The following is a 17,471-nucleotide window of genomic DNA, read 5'->3' as shown; positions in this document are numbered from 1 at the left end:
CAGAGCAGCTGTGATACGCGGATTGCTCAGATCAACAGCAGGCTTCCAGTTGTAAGCGCGGCGACGACGACGGTTTGCGAAATATGCCCGAAGCATGATCTATACTCTTTTTGGTTGACCCGATGGCCCATGCCAGCGGCAATGTGTCTGCCTGAAATTTATTCAGTGTGCGCAATACATATGCAGCTTCACAAAAAATGAGTAGTGGGTTTAACGCAGGGGCTGGTCTGCAACCAGCGCATGCCTCGTTAACGGCTTTACTTCACTGGCAAATTATTTGGGCGCCGATGCCCATGATACTTACTGCTTTTTGGCCCAATTCAGGGGAAAATTGAGCCAAAAATCGGCGATATAATATCCAGCTTGATTAACCAAGATCGCGGTCGTGCGGGCGATCAAAATTCAGTTTTGGGCCAATCGGGACAATTCCAGTCGGATTGATGGTGTCATGGGAGCCATAATAGTGGGCTTTTATAACGTCCAACTGGACAGTCTCAGCGACACCGGGGGTCTGATAGAGCTCTCGTAGATAGCTGGACAGGGCAGGGTAGTCGTCAATCCGCCGGATGTTACATTTGAAGTGGTCGACATAAACTGCATCGAAGCGAACCAATGTGGTGAACAGGCGCCAATCGGCTTCTGTCAGCTTGTCTCCGGTGAGATAACGGGAACCAGACAGGAGCTCTTCCAGATCATCCAGCGTGTTAAACAAGGCCGTTACGGCTTCTTCATAAGCTGATTTTGAGGTGGCGAAGCCGGCCTTGTAAACACCATTGTTGACCGTGTGATAAATCCGCTCATTGATAGCGTTGATGTCGGGTCGCAGGCTTTCAGGATAGAAATCCAACTCGGAGCCCGTGATATGATCGAACGCGCTGTTGAACATCCGAATGATTTCAGAAGACTCGTTCGAGACGATTGTTTTGGTCTGCTTGTCCCAAAGGATTGGAACGGTTGCCCTGCCGTTGTAGGCGGGGTCTGCAGCCGTGTAGATCTGCCAAGAATAATGTGCGCCATTGATCGGGTCCGGCTCGGCAAATGTCCAGCCATTTTCAAGCATGAGTGGTTCAACAGCGGTGACATCAATCAAGGGCGTCAGCTGTTTCAGCTGCCGAAATATCAAGGCGCGGTGTGCCCATGGGCAAGCGTAGGAGACGTAGAGATGGTAGCGATCAGCTTCGGCCTTGAAGCCTCCAGAACCGGTCGGCCCTGCGGATCCATCGGCTGTGATCCAATTGCGAAAGGACGATTCTTTGCGAACGAACTTTCCGCCATTTGTTTCCGTGTCGTACCACTTATCTTGCCATTTTCCGTCGACGAGAAGTCCCATGCGCATCTCCTGTGTTGTGATGCATATTTAGGCTGAAAGGAGCCTTGCACCATGGGCGGGAGGGTGAAAGCACTGTTCACCTCCACTGTCTGGTCCCCGGGCATGCGGGGTTTTTGGTAGATGACATTGAAAGACGCTGGACCTTTCATGTTCCTCCGTGCTATCGGCTGACCGACGGTTTGAGATAGAGCCGTGGAATCAATGAGAAGCACCTGATGATAAGCGGTTCGACATTGCGACGACGAAGCATCCGACGAGAAAACTCTCGTCTGTTTTCGTGCGCCTGACCGGATCTTGCTTCGAATTGAGAGTGTGACCGTCTGGTGCCAAGTGTTGTTTGCCAGTCAGGTGCCATGATTATGAAATCTTCCAATTGGTTCATTCGTGTTGAAGAAGCCGCCGATGAGGCGGATGTTGAAGCGCTTCAATCAGAGGCCTTTGGTCCGGGCCGTTTTGCCAGAACAGCCTTCAAGATCCGCGAGGGCATCGAACCTCATTCAAGCCTTTGCTTTGTCGGCATTAATGGCGCTGATCTTGCCGGGTCGGTTCGTCTGACGCGCATTATGATCGGGTCCACGCAGGCGCTGCTTCTTGGTCCTTTAACCGTTTCTCCGAAATATAAGAACAGAGGTTTGGGTAAAAAACTGCTCAATACCGTGATCGATGCTGCTCGTTCGGAAGGTGAAACCGCCATACTTCTGGTCGGTGATCAGCCCTATTATGGTCCTTTTGGATTCAATGTCGTGCCATTTGGCCAAATTTCGCTGCCCGGTCCCGTTGATCCCGCCCGTTTGCTGGTGGCTTGCCTGAACGGCGCAGTGATGCCATCGGGTGATGTACGCGGCGGTGACGTTTAGCTTCACCGGCCTTCACGGTACCAGGTAAGAGACAGCAGCCCCAACAACAAGGCAAGGCCAAGAAGACCCATCAGCAGCGGATAGCGGTCGACGCCATTCAAGATGCTCGCATCTGAGGTTTTGAGCCCGATCCAGCCATTGCCGGAGTATTGCGCCGCTTGTCTCAAAGGCACGACCTGTGGCACGGCGATATCGCCGCCAACATCGGCAAGCCTCAGACTTTGGCCACCGGTCTCGGATGATAATGAGGCGAGCTTTTCTGGTGTTGAAAGAACATCAGTGTATTCGCGCGGGTTTTGCGGCCCGACGTGGACCAAGGCGCTCTTCTCGCTCTCGGTGACGGTGAAAAGACCGGTCTCAGTCGTTGGCACGCTTCCACGCCACAGGCCTGGTTCGACTTCGGTCATTGACAGGGTGGAGAGGCTCCCGGAAGGTGACGTTACAGTCACTGGGCCGATAGTGTCGCCGAGGGTTTGACGTTCTGCGATCAATTCTGGTCCGCGCATAGAGACGCGAAGGGCTTCCTCGTCCAGATCGGGTTCTTGCATCAGCCAGTGGCCCAGACGCCTGAGCAGGGGAACATGCGGTCCGCCGCCTTCAAAGCCTCGTGCCCAAAGCCAGACATGGTCGGAAAGAAGCATTGCGACCCGGCCTTCTCCTTCACGGTTCAAGACCAGAAGCGGCATATCATTAGGCCCTGTCATCAAGGTCTGACCGCTATCCAGCTCCGTCTCTACAAGCCGGAACCAGCGGCTCCAGCCTGGTGGAGATTGTTTGGAGCCGGGCAAACCGCGCGTGACTGGGTGGCGTTCGCCAATGTTGGCGAGCGTTGCGTAGAACGGTTGCTCCAGGATGGCTCCTGTTGGCCGGGCTGGCAGGATTGGCGCCAGCGGTGTGCGGTATAGGCTGCCAGCTTCGGCGTAGTCCGGGCCACCTGCCAGCAAGACAGCTCCGCCCGCTCTGACATATCTGGCGATATTGTCGAAATAGAGCATGGGAAGAACGCCGCGGCGGACATAGCGATCAAAGATAATCAGGTCGAATTCGTCAATCTTGACGGAGAACAGCTCTCTTGTTGGAAAAGCGATCAGCGACAGTTGGTTGATCGGCGTCCCGTCCTGTTTCTCGGGCGGGCGCAGAATGGTGAAATGAACCAGATCGACTGATGCATCGGACTTGAGCAAATTGCGCCAAGTTCTCTCACCTGCATGAGGCGATCCGGACACCAGAAGCACCCTCAGGTTTTCACGAATTCCATCAATGGTTACGACGGCCCTATTGTTCAAAGTCGTCAGTTCGCCGTCCAGCGACTCTGCTTCGAATTCAAAGATATTGTCTCCGCCGTGAGCGATCTCGACAGGGATGTCGATGGTCTGCCCAATTCCCACTTGGCGCTCGCTGATCAGATCGCCATCGCGCATGACCTTGAGGCCTACGCGCCCGGATGAGTTGGTGCCAAAGCCTTGCTCCAGAATGCGGACCGAGACAATTTGTTCAGAGCCAACCAAGCCAAAACGAGGGGATTTGTGCAGGACAAGCTGTCGGTCGCGTTCATCAGCTTGTCCGGTGATCAGGCCATGTACAGGCGCGTCAAAGCCGAGTGCTGCAGCATTGTCCGGGATGTCGTGGATTTGCCCGTCCGTAATGAGGATTGCCCCCCCCACCCGGTCTGGCGGTACGTCTGAAAGTCCATTGACCAGCGTCTTGAACAGTTCTGTTCCATCGCCTGTGCCGCTGTTCCGGCTTTCCAGCACTCTGACTTCAAAGCCGGGCAGGGCTGCAAGTCGGTCGGTCAGGATTTTGAGTGCTTCATCTGTTGTGTCTGAACGGTTGGCCAATAGTTGGCTTTGGCTGCGGTCATTGATCACGGCAACGACACTGCTCAAAGGCTCACGGTCTTCGCGTTCAATAGCCGGGTTTGCCAGCGCCAGCGCGACCAGCGCCATGGTCAAGACACGTAGCGGCCAACCGCGGACGCGCATAAATCCTGTGACCAGAGCAATCAGCAGGATCACGGCTGCCGCTGCCGCCAGCATGGAAAGCGGGATCAATGGATCAAAAGAGAGGGACCAGATCATCGTCTATCTTCTCTCTTCATTGGCCAAGCCGTTCAAGGAGGGCAGGGATATGGACCTGATCTGCCTTATAGTTTCCTGTCAGGCTGTACATGACCATGTTGACCCCGGCCCGGAAGGCATAGTCGCGCTGGCCAGGATCGTTCGGGACTGTCGGATAGATAAAGTTCCCACCCTCATCAATGGCCCATGCAGCTGCAAAGTCATTTCCGGTGATCAGAACCGGTGAGACGCCATCGCTGGCGCGCACAGGTCTGTCGGAAGCTGCGGTCTGCTGATCGAGGCCTTGTACCCATAGTGGACTGGTGGCGTAGCGTCCGGGAAAACTGTCGAGAATGTAAAAGGCCTTTGTCAGAACATGATCGGCGGGAACCGGTTCTAGGGGGGGAATGTCCAGGTCTTCCAGGATTTCTCGAAGCTTGAGCGTTGCCGGGCTAGAGCCAAACCCGGTGGTGGAAGAGGTTATGTGATCGCGGGTGTCGAACAGGATGCTGCCACCATTGCGCATGAACGTATCAATGCGCGCCATGGTTCTGTCATCGGGCTTGTCTGCTGCCGGATCTATTGGCCAGTAAAGCAGTGAGTAAAAGGCCAATTCATCGCGGCTGATATCCACGGCCATCGGGATGCCAGGTTCAAGCGCTGTCCGTTCGGCAAGAAACTGGCTGAGGCCGAAAAGCCCAGCGGCACTGGTGTCGTCGATCTCGGCAGAGCCGGTCAGAACATAGGCCAGATGCGTTTCAAGGGAGGCTTCAAGTGCTTTCAGATCATCGGAGCTGGATTGAGCTTTCGCGTTTTGTGTTGGGAGGCTCAAGAAGACTGCGAAAGCCATGATAACAGCTGAGGTGGTCCTTTGAAGGCGCAGTCGGCTGAGCCCACCGGCCAGCAGAATGACGGCGATGGCATCGAGAATGAGAAGCATGAATGCCAGGGAGAAAAATGTTGCTCTGAGGTCAACGGTCTCATTGTTTGGGTAAGGCTGCAAGCTTGCGGTCTCTTCCAGGGGCTGGATGTCCAGTGGTGCGAGAATGTCGCTGGCTGACATCAAATTGAGCGCCTGAAACCCGTCTTCCGTTCCATATAGGCCAGGCGGTGTCTTGCGTCCGGCGACCGCGGTTCTGAAAGCCTGTTCCGTGATGGGGGCAACATCTGCTGCCGGCGATGCATAGCGACCGTATCCATCCAGAAGCCGGAGCGGCGGAAGGACGCTTTGCGTTACGGCCTCAACAGTTTGTGAGCTATTATCGAGGACTGATTGAGCCGAGTTGGAAACAGACAGGATGCGCCTCAGCATATCCAGGAAGATCCCGGATAGAGGTAGATTGGACCAGGCTGAATCTGCTGTGACATGAAAGAGAACTATACTGCCTCTGCCAAGTTTGCTGGCGGTGACCAGAGGGGTACCGTCTTCAAGCATCGCCCAGGTCTTGTCAGGCAGATCAGCGGTAGGTTCTGCCAGAACCTGCCGATTAACGGTCACTTCAGGTGGGACTTTTAATCCACTGAACGGTGATTCAGCAGAGAAGGCCGCGAGCTTTTGCGGTTGTTTCCACGAAAGGCTGCCACCAAGAGATCGGTCACCTGCTCTAAGTGTGACAGGAATGAGAGCATCAGTTCCGCCAGCAGTTCTGGGCCCGGCAAACCGGACCAACATGCCACCCCCTTCGATCCAGTCCGTGAGCACATCAACAGTGCTTTCTGGCAAACGTCCAACGTCAGCGAGCACCAAAACGGAAAGACCTTCATCCAATAGCTCCGGCACTGCAACGGCAAGATCGCTTTCGCGCGGGACACGTAGATCAGAGAAAGGCCCCAGAGCACGTTGCAGATAGTAGAGCGGTGACAGCAGCGGTTGCGCAAGGTCACCCGATTGCCCGGACAAAAGCCCAACTATCCGGCGACGCCAGCTGTCATCGATCAGTTGAACGGCACCAGCTGCGTTTTCGCCAGTGACTTCGATGCGGGCGATGTCATTTCTGAGTTCGCTCGGCAGTTCAAAGCGTGCTTCTGTCTCGAGAGTGTCAGCTGCAAAAATGGCTTCTGTTTGACCCAGAACGAGACCTTTCAGATCAAGAGCTCGAACTGCTGCAGAGCTGCGTTGGTCATCTGGATGGCGTTCTGCAGTGACGGTTAAGGCATCCGCATCATTGGTAATGGCCTTGAGCGCAATCGGCGTTTCAAGGCCATTGTAGATGGTAATCGGCGCTTCTTTGACAATCGCTGCCAGATCTGCCTGAAAAAGATTGCCCTCTGAAGATTGCGTGCCGTCTGATAGCCAAATCACAGCGCTTGGCGGAGACGTGGCTGCACTTTTGCGCAAGGCAGTGGTCAGCTCACTCCGGTATGTTGCCCAGGGTCGCGGCTCAAGCGCGCGCAAATGCTCCAGAGCTGTTGCTGCATCGCTCGGTGTCAGAGGTTGGTTTGGACCTTCGGCGGTGGCGGCAAACAAGACCGGTTGGCCGGAGGCTTCGGAAAGAGCCAACAGCCTTTCAGCTGTTTCAACCTGGGTTGTCCAATCCCGCGCAGACATCCAACCATTGTCGAGCAACATCCAAAGCGTGCCATCGCCTGTTGTGACCTCTTTGGCCGGGCGCCAGATGGGGCCTGCCAGTGCGAGAATCAGCAGCGCTGCCAATGTCAGACGCAGAACAGTCAACCACCATGGGCTGCGTTGGGGTGTTTCTTCGTGCTTGTCGATATCCAGCAGTAATCGCGTCGGCGGAAAATTCACTTCCTGCGGGCGAGGTGGGGTCAGGCGCAGCAGCCACCATATGGCGGGAAGCAGGAGCAAGGCCCCAAGTAACCAGGGAGTCGCAAAGGCAATTGGCAGAAGACCGGCCATACTCAGGTTCCCCTTTGCATGATGGCGTCAACAGAGCCAGACAAGGCGCTGTGCAAGACCAAAAGAGGTTCAGAGGCCGGGCGATCTGTATGATGCAGAACGTAGGTCCAACCTGCCCGGCGTGCCAAGTCCCTGATTTCTGCCCGGTGGCGTTCCATACGCTGCTGATAGGCTTCCCGCCATCCTTGCGCGCGGCCCGTTGTCAGAAGGGTTCCGTGTTCCGGGTCGCGAAACTCCACGCGGCCATCGAAGGGGAATGTTTCCTCAATCGGGTCGAGAACCTGAACGATATGGCCCTTCGCCCCTGTGCCGGCGACGCGTGAGACCCAATTGGAGATTTCCTCAATTGGATCCAAAAGATCCGAAATCAGAACAACATCCGAGAAGCGCTGGATCGGTGCAGTGTCAGGAAAGGCTTTGGGTTGCCCCAAGTGCATGAGGGAATCCGCAATGCGCTCGGCAGCCTTTCTGTCAGAGATCGGGCGGGTAATCCCGGGCAAGCCTATTCGCTCACCGGAATAGGCAAGCATGTCGGCAAGGCCAAGCATAAGAACAATCGCCCGGTCGCGCTTGGACGCATTGCCGAGCCTGGACTGGAACACCATGGACGATGACAGGTCTGCCCAGAGCCAGATTGTATGGGCGGCCTCCCATTCTCTTTCTCGGACATACAAATGATCGTCACGGGCGGACCTTCGCCAGTCAATCCTTTTTGCGGGTTCGCCCATGTTGAATGGGCGGAATTGCCAAAAACTCTCGCCCGCACCAGCGCGTCGTCTGCCGTGCCAGCCTGCAGCAACAGAGCTGGCGATATGGCTTGCCTCAACCAGCAGATCCGGCAGCGCATCCGCAACAGACCGGGCCTCGCCGATGATGTTCGGCCAGGACCCATCGTCCATCTGATCGTTTCGAACCTTGGCGTTTGGCGTTAAAGCCATTTCGATTGCCTTGCCCCTCAGCTTTAGCTGATAGTTGCTTTAACCTGTTCAATCACGTCGCGAATTGTGTGTCCGTCTGCGCGGGCTGCAAATGTCAGCGCCATCCGGTGTTGAAGGATAGGTCCTGCGAGCGCCAGCACGTCATCAATTGACGGGGCCAGTCGCCCTTCCACAAGAGCGCGGGCTCTTACAGTCAGCATCAAGGACTGACTTGCGCGAGGGCCGGGGCCCCAGGCGATGAGTTTCTTGATGTCGCTGCCAGATCCATCCTCGGATGGACGCGCTCCACGCACAAGTTTCAAGATCGCGTCGACGACGGATTCGCCCACAGGCATGCGGCGCACCAGTTGTTGATAGCTGGCCAGTTCATCAGCTGTCATTGCAGTCTGGGCAACGGTTTGCTCGGCACCAGTGGTTTCCAAAAGAATTCTGCGTTCAGCTTCAATGTCCGGATAGTGGACATCTATCTGCATCAAAAACCGGTCAAGCTGGGCTTCAGGCAAGGGATATGTGCCTTCTTGCTCCAGCGGGTTCTGTGTTGCCAGAACGTGAAACGGTCGTGGCAGGTCATAGCGCTGACCGGCGACAGTGATGTGATATTCCTGCATTGCCTGTAGCAATGCGGATTGGGTGCGCGGACTGGCGCGGTTGATCTCATCGGCCATCAGGAGCTGGGAAAATATGGGTCCGGGCAGAAACCGGAAAGCACGGGTGCCGTCGCTGGCCTGTTCCATCACCTCAGCGCCAAGGATGTCTGAAGGCATCAGGTCGGGTGTGAACTGGATTCGGCTGGCATTCAGCCCAAGTACGGTTCCCAGTGTCTCAACCAGTTTGGTCTTCGCAAGTCCGGGCACACCGACAAGTAGTCCATGACCTCCTGCCAATATGGTGACAAGCGTTTGCTCCACCACTTTTTCCTGACCAAAGATGATGCGGGAGATATCGGCCTTTGCAGCGGTAATTCGCTCAAGTGCCTTCTCTGCAACTTCGGCAATTGCATCCATATCGTTTTCGGCTGTGCCACCAGGGGGCGGGCTGATTACGCTCATCATTCACCTTCGCGGGCTCGGGTTCTGATCGACAGAACCAGTTTGCGGGTGCGGCGCGGCCGGATCTAATCCAAATCTGTGGCACGCATTTGTCGCGACTCATTCAGTTTGGCACCATATTAAGCGTTAGATAAGTCGCAAATTCTATCCAGACAGGGGGCGCGTGTATTTCTGCCATTGGGCAATTGTATAATTGCAGCCGCCTGGGAACTGCTACCTTGTCTATTGAGAAGCTTTCGCCTTGCCGTTTGGAGACATAATTTGCCTGAGATCGATACACGAAATATGCCGAAGGGATTGGCGGCCCTGATGAGCCGGGCCAATGAACAAGGCAAGGCTAAGCCTCCGGTTGAGAAGTGGAATCCCCCTTTTTGCGGCGATTTGGATATTCGAATTTTCCGCGATGGTAGCTGGTCATATATGGGCAGCAAAATTGGGCGAGAGGCTTTGGTCAAATTATTTTCCTCAGTTCTGCGCAAGGAAGACGACGGCCGTCACTATCTCGTGACACCTGTGGAAAAAATTGGAATCACTGTCGATGATGCACCTTTTATCGGGGTTGAGCTTCATGTGGAGGGCGTCGGAAAAGAACAAGTGTTGACGCTCCGGACGAATGTTGGAGATGTAACTGTCCTTGATGGGGAGCACGCACTTCGGTTTGAAAGGGCGCCTGAGAATGATGGGCTGAAGCCTTATGTTCTGGTACGCGGGCGTCTTGAAGCGCGTCTGTCCCGTGCCTTGCTCTATGAGTTGGCAGAGCTATTTGAAGAGACCGAGGTTGATGGACAGTTGGCCACTGGTGTTTGGAGTTCGGGAACCTTCTTTTCTCTCGCTCCGGAGTTCCTATCTGATTAGATACAATGGAACCTCATTAATGAGGTCGTGACCTGGTATGACTTTAGAGGCGATGCAGGTGCTGAGTGTGGATGGCAAAGAGGCTTCGCTGAATGACTTTCGGACCCGGGTTCTGGGCCAACATCCTGACTGGCTGGTGCGGGACACGGGGGATCATGTCCTCAATCCGGACCTTGGTCCCTACGCACGGTCGAAGGGACAGCCTAAAGGTGCTGCTGTGCTTATCGGTGTGATTGCCAGCAATGACGAGCCAAGCGTTATTTTCACCACCCGGACTGCGCATCTATCGTCTCATGCTGGGCAGATTGCGTTTCCAGGTGGCAAGATCGATCTGCAGGACAAGGGGCCGCGGGAGGCGGCCTTGCGGGAAGCTCAAGAGGAGATCGGCCTCGATCCTGCTTATGTGCAACCCATTGGGGAACTTGCGCCGTATCTGACAGGATCTGGCTATCGGGTTGTTCCAGTCGTTGCTGAAATTCAATCCGGGTTGACCCTTGTGCCAAATCCGGGCGAAGTGGAAGATGTATTCGAAGTGCCATTGTCGTTTCTGATGAATCCTGACAACCACAGGAAGCAGAGTCGCAGTTGGAATGACAAACAGCGCTATTTCTATGAAATCCCCTATGGCGAGAGATACATCTGGGGCGTCACAGCCGGGATTGTCCGCTCTCTTTATGAAACGGTGTATGGCTGATGTTTCGAGTGCTTTTGTCTCATGCTTTTTTGTTTCTTTTGCCCTTTCTGGGTTATGCGATTTGGCTTTGGCTGAACAAAAAATCGCAAACCTCTGAGAATTGGAGAAACGGACCGACGGGGTGGTTGGCTTTGGCTGGCGTTTTGCTCGTTTTGGGCAGCCTTGTCGTGTTCGCAAGTTTCCAGAGAATGCCGGACGGAACCGAGTACCGACCGTCTCGCATGGAAAACGGTGTTTTTATTCCTGGTGGATACGAATAAAATGGGACCGGAACTTGGCTCTGCGGTTTGGTTGGAAGCAGACAGTATTCAAGCTGTTTTTGAGGCGATTGAGCAGGACGGTGATCAAGCCCTTGTGGTTGGAGGCGCCATACGTGACACTTTGCTGAACAAACCGGTCGCCGATGTTGATATTGCGACAACGGCATTGCCCAATGTGGTTTCCGAGCGCGCTTTACGGCAAGGTTTGAAGGTTGTTCCAACCGGAATTGATCATGGCACTGTCACCGTTGTGAGCGGCGGTATCGGCTATGAAATCACGACGCTTCGGCAGGACGTGGAGACCTTTGGCCGACAGGCTACAGTCCGATTTGGTCGTGACTGGATGGAAGATGCGCGTCGGCGCGATTTCACGATGAATGCCATTTACTGTGATCGCACAGGTGCCCTTCACGATCCGTTGGGGGGCTTGCCGGATTGCCTGGAGCGCCGGGTGCGGTTCATTGGAAACCCAAACCACCGGATCCAAGAGGATTACCTGCGCATATTGAGGTTCTTTCGCATTCATGCTGCTTATGGGGCGGGGGATCTGGATGCGTCTGGACTGCTGGCTTGCGTTCAGGAGCGTGATGGTCTGAGACGTCTTTCTGCTGAACGCATTGGTATGGAGATGAAGAGACTAGTCGTTGCTCCACTCGCTGCTTCGGTGGTGACGTCCATGGAAATCAATGGTTTGATGGAGATCGTTACCGGAGGCGTTTCCCGGCTTTCTGACTTTGAGGCCTTCAGACGTCTTGCTGGAGAGGCTCCGGAAATTGATGAGCCAGCATTGGCATTGGTCGCACTTTCGGTTGGGGACGAAGAAGATATCATTCGGCTCAGTGATCGATTGCGATTGTCGGGTGCTGAGCGCAAGCGAATGCAATGTGCGTTGTTATCATCTTCAGAGCTGGCGGTTCGTGGGGCAAGACTGTCTCCAGTCGAAGGATTGAGATATTTGTACCGGCATGGGCGTCAAGCCTCTGTCGACGGAGTTTTGCTGAATTGGGCAAGGTGTCTTGGCTCTTCAGAGGGTACAGACTACCGAAAATTACTGCTATTAATGCGCCAGAACCCGGTTCCGGTATTTCCCATTCGTGGGCGCGATCTGATTGCCGCTGGGTTTGATGTCGGGCCGGAATTGGGTAAAAAACTGTCTGACTTGGAGACGGAGTGGTTCGATGGAGGGTTCGTCCATAGCTCGGATGAACTTTTGCGGAGACGTAAACCATAAAGCGGAAAATTAGCTAAAACATGTTATTTTTAACAATGATTTAGATTTTAAATTTCTGCAGATGTGTAGTATTTTGTACGAGGTAATTTTTAATTTACTTTATTTGGCTAACTAAAAATGATTGTCTTAACCTGGCGTTTCTCATGAAGAAAATATCACTTGTTGTAAGTGACGTAAGTGCAACTAATAGTTTATTCTCTAAAGTATCTTCTATCTTAGCGGCGCAAGTTTTTGCCATTGATAACGTGAACGCTGAGATGCTGTGCAGCAGCTCGGTTGTTGTTGTCGATTTTGCTTCGGCAAGCGGGGCACAGCTTGCTCACCTGAAGGGGGTTTTGGAGCAGCTCACCGAGACCGTGAGCATCGGGTGTGTTGATTTGTCCAATCGACAGCAAGTGGTTCAGGCAAAAGCGATTGGTCTGTCTGAGTTACTTGAACGCGATTTTGATGGACTTGTCGTAAAGCTTCGGGCTTTGGCGGGTAATTACGCGATTTCGGTTCTGCCTGAGGCAACACCTGCAGCAACCCGGGAAGCAGTCGTTGACTGTTGCAATACCATGGATCAGCTGGCTTTGGCGGCTATAACGCAAAAGCCATTTCCGATCAGAAGTGTTGCAATGTCGGTTCAAAGTGTGATGGCTGTGCTCCAATCTGATGGCATGGACAATTGGCTTACAGCAGTGCAGAGCCATCATAGTCATACATTTTGCCATTCGATGTTGGTAGCCGGGTATGCGGTTGCTTTTGCGAAACTATTAGGGCTGAGCGAAGAGGAGCAAACGCTTCTGGGGCTTGGCGCTTTGGTACATGATGTGGGGAAGGTCCGCATTCCTCTTGCGATCCTCGACAAGCCGGGAAAATTGACCCGTGAAGAATATGCGCTGGTCAAACGTCACCCGGTCTATTCGAAGGAGATTTTGGACGGTCGGCCTGAGATATTCCCCGCAGTTAGAGATATCGCACTTCAGCATCATGAGTTTCTTGATGGTACAGGATATCCGGAAGGACTTTCGGGCGATCAGATAAGTCATCTCGTTCGCATTACTACAATTTGTGACATCTACTCAGCCTTGACTGAAAAGCGATCGTACAAACAGAGCTATGCTCCGCGTCAAGCATACGGAATCTTATTTGATATGACGGAGAAGGTTGATCAGGATCTTCTTCGTAAATTCCAGCCTGTGATTTTTAAGGCGGATGTGGGCGCTGTCAAAAGAAGGCCGCGAGAGCGTGTGGTTCGCTAGGATGCTGGTTTTGGCTGAATGATCTCAGCCTGAAGTGCAGGGTTGCCTGTATCAGGGCCATTTTACGACTGGCGGCATGGATGACAGGATCGAGGCAACGTTTCCTCCTGTCTTTAGTCCAAATATTGTTCCTCTGTCGAACAGTAGATTGTATTCAACGTAACGGCCACGCCGTATCAGCTGCTCGTCGCGTTCAGCTTCGCTCCATGGCTTACTGAAATTTTCCCGTACCAGCTTTGGATAGATATCAAGGAAACTCAGCCCTACATCGCGGGTGAATGCAAGGTCTGCATCCCAATCTCCCGAATGTAAGTAATCATAAAAAATACCGCCGACGCCGCGCTGCTCATTGCGATGTTTGAGAAAGAAATATTCTTCACACCACTTCTTGTATGCATCATAATCGGCGCAATCGTGTGCATCGCAGGCGGCTTGCATGGCGGCATGAAAGGCCTGTGTGTCCGGGTCTTCCTGAGTTCGTCTAGCGTCCAGAACCGGTGTGAGATCAGCACCGCCACCGAACCACTGGCAGGTAGTGACCACCATGCGGGTGTTCATGTGAACTGCGGGGACATGAGGATTCTGGGGATGCGCAATCAGGCTGACGCCGGATGCCCAAAACCGCGGATCTTCGCTGGCACCTGGAATTTGTCCGCGGAATTCTGGCGAGAATTCACCATGGACGGTTGAGATGTGAACGCCGACCTTTTCGAATACCCGGCCGTGCATCATGGACATCACGCCTCCGCCGCCCTTGGCTCCAGTGGAGTCCGTGCGGTCCCAAGGGGTGCGTTCAAAGCGTCCGGCAGGAAGATCGGCAAGCGGACCATTCAATTCGCCTACTTCATCTTCTAGCTTTTCGAAGCTGGCGCAAATCTTGTCTCTGAGTTCCGCAAACCAGAGCGGTGCAGCCACTTTCTTCTCTTCGATCCCGTCGGGGATCGGGCCGCCGCGTAGTTCTGGAGAAGGGGCGCTCATGAGAAGGTCCTTGGTTCTGGTTAGGGCTTTGCCCAAGCTCTTATGTCAAATCTCGGATTTGGGAAAGCTGTTGGTTTGCCGCAAGGCTTCTCCAAGCACCATCCCTGTGGAGATTGCGACATTGATCGAACGCATCCCTTCAGCCATGGGAATGGTCAGCCGTGCATCACAGATCTTGTGGATGGCATCGGGTGCACCAGAAGACTCCCGCCCCAGCAATAATATGTCTGAAGGCTGGAAGTTGAAGGCATGGTAGGGGGTGCTGGTTTTCGTTGTCAGAAGGATCAGACGGCGATCTTCCTGTTGCCGCCAGCCCTCAAAAGCATCCCAGTTCAGATGCCGCATGAGAGCCGCACGTTCCAAATAGTCCATGCCAGCACGTTTCAGCGCACTGTCTGATAAGGGGAACCCTGCGGGCTCAATCATATGCACGGTCACGCCCATGCAGGCTGCCAGCCTAAGGATCGTACCCGTGTTTTGAGGGATGTCCGGCTGGAAAAGAGCGATGTCTGGCATTTCTGTTTTACGATGTCCGTCGGCTTTTGAGAACTTGCGAAAAGCTTTAAATCATTGAGGATGTTTAGCACCTCATATGTGCTGTTGTCATGAGCTTGGGGATTTCAAAACTGGCTATTCGGCCTTAAAGTGACGGGGCCAAACCGTTGCCCCGTTTGGCTGCATTTCTTTTTTCCATTCCGGAGACGTTTGTTGGATCCAGTGTTTCGCCTGTTTGAAAGATGGATTGATCCCTTTCGGGTTGAGAAGATGCCGCCATCATCTCCCGGCGGATTGGCAATGCTGTTTTATTTTGTGCGGCAAGCGCGCTGGGCGTTTGTGTCGATGCTTATTCTTGGCGGTTTGACTGCCGGGATTGAGGTCTCGATTTATACTTTTATCGGTAAGATCGTGGACATGCTGGATGAGGTGCCAAGAGCCGAACTGTTTGCTCAATACGGTTCTACTCTTTTGGTTATGGCGTTTGTGGTGCTTGTTGCGCGGGCTGTTGTTGCCGTCCTGACCGCGCTGGTGGAGGAGCAGACTGTTGTTCCAGGTTTCTACAACCTGGTGCGATGGCAGTCCCATCATCAGGTGATGCGTCAAAGTCTCGGCTACTTTCAGGATGATTTTTCGGGCCGGTTGTCGGCAAAGGTCTGGCAATCGGGCTTTGCAGCTGGTGAATTCATGGTCACCTTGCTTCAAACCGCCTGGTACATCGTAGTTTATGCGCTATCGACGTTGGTTCTGGTTGGTGACCTGGACTGGCGACTCGGAGTTTTGGTTGTTGTCTGGCTCGCGGGCTTTTGTCTCATCGCGTTTTACTTTGTGCCTCGGGTGCGCAAGTCGGCCAAGGAAGTTGCCAATGCCGCATCGGGTGTGACCGGCAGGTTGGTGGATGCGTATACGAACATTCAAACCGTAAAGCTCTTCGGATCATCGCAGGAAGAGAACCGCGGCGTGCGGTCCAGCTACGACCACTTTTTGAACAAGTTGAGACACTTTACGCGGCATCTAACATCGGTCCGGATAAGGATGGCGTTCCTTGGCGGTACGATGATCGTGTTGATTGCTGGTACCTGCCTTTGGCTTTGGCAGCAGGGAGCTGTTTCCACTGGACAGGTGGCCTTCTCGCTTGGGCTTGTGTTGCGCTTGAACCTCTTGCTCAGCCGTTTGCTCGGCCAACTGAATGGCCTGTTCCGGACTATGGGGACCTTTCAGGACAGTATGGAGACGATCATTCAGCCTGTTGAGATCGAGGACCTTCCCGATGCACCTGATCTGCTGGTGTCGCAAGGAGCTGTTTCATTTCAGGATATCCGGTTCCATTATGGCAAGGCTGGCGGTGTGATCGACAGTCTGTCTCTTGCGATTACGCCTGGAGAACGTGTCGGGGTAGTCGGTCCGTCTGGGGCGGGCAAAACGACGCTCGTGAACCTGCTCTTGCGGTTCTACGATGTTCAAGGTGGGAAAATTTCCGTCGACGGTCAGGGCATTTGCGAGGTGACGCAACAGTCTTTGCGCCAGTCTATCGGGCTGGTGACTCAAGACACGTCGTTACTGCATCGCTCCGTACGTGAAAATATCCTCTATGGACGTCCGGAAGCGACCGACGACGATCTGCGCAAGGCGGCAGAGCGTGCGCATGCATTGGAATTCATTGAAGAGCTTGAAGATCGCAGGGGCCGACGGGGTTTTGATGCTCATGTCGGCGAGCGAGGCGTTAAACTTTCAGGGGGGCAACGTCAGCGCATCGCCATCGCGCGGGTGCTATTGAAGGATGCTCCCATTCTGGTGATGGATGAGGCAACCTCGGCGCTGGATTCGGAGACGGAGGCTGGTATTCAGGCCAACTTCACTGAGCTGATGCAGGGTAAAACCGTCATAGCGATTGCTCATCGGCTCTCGACGATCGCTGCAATGGACCGACTTATCGTTATGGATAAGGGCGCGATTGTTCAGGAGGGCACGCATGCAGAGCTTCTGACGGATGGTCAGGGTCTCTATGCCCAGCTTTGGGCACGTCAGTCTGGTGGCTTCCTGCCTGACGATGTCGAGTTGCCAGACACGCCTGACATGGTTGATTAGTCTGAAGGCCCTCACTTGGGCTGATCCAGATTGATTTCATCCGCGTATGCAGAGAGTCGGACGATGGAGCCATTATGTTGCAATATATTGTCGCCTATTTCGCAACTGCGTGTGTATTTCTCGCTATTGATTATGTTTGGCTAGCCAAGATTGCGTCACGATTTTATGCCGACCGTATAGGTCACCTTCTGATGGACAAGCCTAACTTGCCTGCAGCTGGTGGGTTTTATGTTATGTATGTGGTCGGCATCGTGGTTTTCGCGGTCGCTCCTGCACTGAAGAGTGACAGCCTTACTGTCGCACTTTTCTATGGTGCACTGTTCGGGTTTTTCACCTATGCCACTTACGACATGACGAACTACGCAACCTTGCGTGGTTGGCCATTTGTCGTGGTTGCCGTTGATGTCCTGTGGGGTACGGTTTTATCCGGGGTGTCCGCTTTGCTTGGAACCTATTTGACGCGACTTCTGCTCGGCTGAGAAGCGTGCAGATCAGTTGAGCTCCAAATTTTCGACTTGGTTTTGTTGCCTTTTTG

Annotated in this window: 15 protein-coding genes; 8 read left to right on the top strand and 7 right to left on the bottom strand. The window is 53.9% G+C overall.

The window, feature by feature from the left end; translation table 11 throughout:
* Window positions 1-367: 367 nt before the first annotated feature.
* Window positions 368-1,330: a glutathione S-transferase family protein gene (locus V6575_RS01340; protein WP_340272193.1), complete on the bottom strand. Its 963-nt coding sequence runs from the start codon at window positions 1,328-1,330 to the stop codon at window positions 368-370.
* Between the two features lie 359 nt (window positions 1,331-1,689).
* Between V6575_RS01340 and V6575_RS01335 the strand changes: the two genes are divergently transcribed.
* Window positions 1,690-2,187 carry a GNAT family N-acetyltransferase gene (locus tag V6575_RS01335; protein WP_340272192.1) on the top strand — a complete coding sequence of 166 codons (498 nt, stop codon included), beginning with the start codon at window positions 1,690-1,692 and terminating at the stop codon, window positions 2,185-2,187.
* A gap of 2 nt (window positions 2,188-2,189) precedes the next feature.
* Here V6575_RS01335 and V6575_RS01330 read toward each other — a convergent pair whose 3' ends face one another.
* From V6575_RS01330 to V6575_RS01315, 4 genes are read right to left on the bottom strand one after another with little or no spacing between them, the layout of a single operon-like run.
* Window positions 2,190-4,265 (bottom strand): hypothetical protein, encoded by a 2,076-nt coding sequence (locus tag V6575_RS01330; protein ID WP_340272191.1) that lies wholly within the window; start codon window positions 4,263-4,265, stop codon window positions 2,190-2,192.
* Window positions 4,266-4,281: 16 nt separating this feature from the next.
* Entirely contained in the window at window positions 4,282-7,104 is a 2,823-nt protein-coding gene (locus V6575_RS01325) for a DUF4159 domain-containing protein (RefSeq protein ID WP_340272190.1), read from the bottom strand.
* A 2-nt stretch (window positions 7,105-7,106) separates the two neighbouring features.
* Window positions 7,107-8,042, bottom strand: coding sequence for a DUF58 domain-containing protein (locus tag V6575_RS01320; RefSeq protein WP_340272189.1), 936 nt, complete (start codon window positions 8,040-8,042; stop codon window positions 7,107-7,109).
* A 23-nt stretch (window positions 8,043-8,065) separates the two neighbouring features.
* The gene (locus tag V6575_RS01315; protein ID WP_340272188.1) at window positions 8,066-9,091 is read right to left on the bottom strand and encodes an AAA family ATPase; all 1,026 of its coding nucleotides are present in this window, start codon (window positions 9,089-9,091) and stop codon (window positions 8,066-8,068) included.
* 285 nt (window positions 9,092-9,376) lie between these two features.
* Here V6575_RS01315 and V6575_RS01310 point away from each other — a divergent pair, with 285 nt between their 5' ends.
* The 5 genes from V6575_RS01310 to V6575_RS01290 all read left to right on the top strand — a co-directional run bounded on the left by V6575_RS01310 (window position 9,377) and on the right by V6575_RS01290 (window position 13,375).
* Complete coding sequence (locus V6575_RS01310; RefSeq protein WP_340272707.1) at window positions 9,377-9,946, top strand: DUF1285 domain-containing protein; 570 nt, start codon at window positions 9,377-9,379, stop codon at window positions 9,944-9,946.
* A 37-nt stretch (window positions 9,947-9,983) separates the two neighbouring features.
* On the top strand, window positions 9,984-10,640 hold the full coding sequence (locus V6575_RS01305; RefSeq protein WP_340272187.1) for a CoA pyrophosphatase: 657 nt from the start codon (window positions 9,984-9,986) through the stop codon (window positions 10,638-10,640).
* Window positions 10,640-10,900 carry a DUF6111 family protein gene (locus V6575_RS01300; RefSeq protein ID WP_340272186.1) on the top strand — a complete coding sequence of 87 codons (261 nt, stop codon included), beginning with the start codon at window positions 10,640-10,642 and terminating at the stop codon, window positions 10,898-10,900. Before V6575_RS01305 ends, V6575_RS01300 begins: the two co-directional genes overlap by 1 nt.
* Before the next feature lies 1 nt (window position 10,901).
* Window positions 10,902-12,131: a CCA tRNA nucleotidyltransferase gene (locus tag V6575_RS01295; RefSeq protein WP_340272185.1), complete on the top strand. Its 1,230-nt coding sequence runs from the start codon at window positions 10,902-10,904 to the stop codon at window positions 12,129-12,131.
* A 143-nt stretch (window positions 12,132-12,274) separates the two neighbouring features.
* Complete coding sequence (locus V6575_RS01290; RefSeq protein WP_340272184.1) at window positions 12,275-13,375, top strand: HD-GYP domain-containing protein; 1,101 nt, start codon at window positions 12,275-12,277, stop codon at window positions 13,373-13,375.
* Window positions 13,376-13,426: 51 nt separating this feature from the next.
* Here V6575_RS01290 and hemF read toward each other — a convergent pair whose 3' ends face one another.
* Together hemF and V6575_RS01280 are read right to left on the bottom strand one after the other, a co-directional pair.
* Window positions 13,427-14,353 carry an oxygen-dependent coproporphyrinogen oxidase gene (gene hemF / locus V6575_RS01285; protein ID WP_340272183.1) on the bottom strand — a complete coding sequence of 309 codons (927 nt, stop codon included), beginning with the start codon at window positions 14,351-14,353 and terminating at the stop codon, window positions 13,427-13,429.
* A gap of 45 nt (window positions 14,354-14,398) precedes the next feature.
* Window positions 14,399-14,869 carry a tRNA (cytidine(34)-2'-O)-methyltransferase gene (locus tag V6575_RS01280; protein ID WP_340272182.1) on the bottom strand — a complete coding sequence of 157 codons (471 nt, stop codon included), beginning with the start codon at window positions 14,867-14,869 and terminating at the stop codon, window positions 14,399-14,401.
* 249 nt (window positions 14,870-15,118) lie between these two features.
* Here V6575_RS01280 and V6575_RS01275 point away from each other — a divergent pair, with 249 nt between their 5' ends.
* Both V6575_RS01275 and V6575_RS01270 read left to right on the top strand, forming a co-directional pair.
* On the top strand, window positions 15,119-16,936 hold the full coding sequence (locus V6575_RS01275; RefSeq protein ID WP_340272706.1) for an ABC transporter ATP-binding protein: 1,818 nt from the start codon (window positions 15,119-15,121) through the stop codon (window positions 16,934-16,936).
* A 74-nt stretch (window positions 16,937-17,010) separates the two neighbouring features.
* The gene (locus tag V6575_RS01270) at window positions 17,011-17,415 is read left to right on the top strand and encodes a DUF2177 family protein (protein ID WP_340272181.1); all 405 of its coding nucleotides are present in this window, start codon (window positions 17,011-17,013) and stop codon (window positions 17,413-17,415) included.
* Window positions 17,416-17,471 lie beyond the last annotated feature (56 nt).

Source organism: Roseibium algae (assembly GCF_037783265.1).
In the GTDB taxonomy this organism is placed as follows: Bacteria; Pseudomonadota; Alphaproteobacteria; order Rhizobiales; family Stappiaceae; genus Roseibium; species Roseibium algae.
The sequence above is the reverse complement of the archived record's forward strand: the minus strand, read 5'-3'. Positions and strand labels throughout refer to the sequence as shown.